This window comes from Streptomyces durhamensis, from assembly GCF_000725475.1.
GTDB classification, from domain to species: domain Bacteria; phylum Actinomycetota; class Actinomycetes; order Streptomycetales; family Streptomycetaceae; genus Streptomyces; species Streptomyces filipinensis.
Window position 1 is genome coordinate 1 of sequence record NZ_JNXR01000204.1, and the last position, 256, is coordinate 256.

General features: G+C 66.8%; 1 pseudogene. It reads left to right on the plus strand.

What is annotated here, in order from left to right:
• A pseudogene (locus IO33_RS45495) lies at positions 1 to 256 on the plus strand (1,4-alpha-glucan branching enzyme); the annotation flags it as partial.

The following is a 256-nucleotide window of genomic DNA, read 5'->3' on the forward strand; positions in this document are numbered from 1 at the left end:
CCGCAGGTACCACCACCACGAGATGACCTTCTCGATGGTGTACGCCTACAGCGAGAACTACGTCCTGCCGATCTCCCACGACGAGGTCGTGCACGGCAAACGGTCGCTGGTGTCGAAGATGCCGGGCGACTGGTGGCAGCAGCGCGCGAACCACCGCGCCTACCTGGGCTTCATGTGGGCCCACCCCGGCAAGCAGCTGCTCTTCATGGGGCAGGAGTTCGCCCAGGGAGCGGAGTGGTCCGAGGCGCACGGCCCC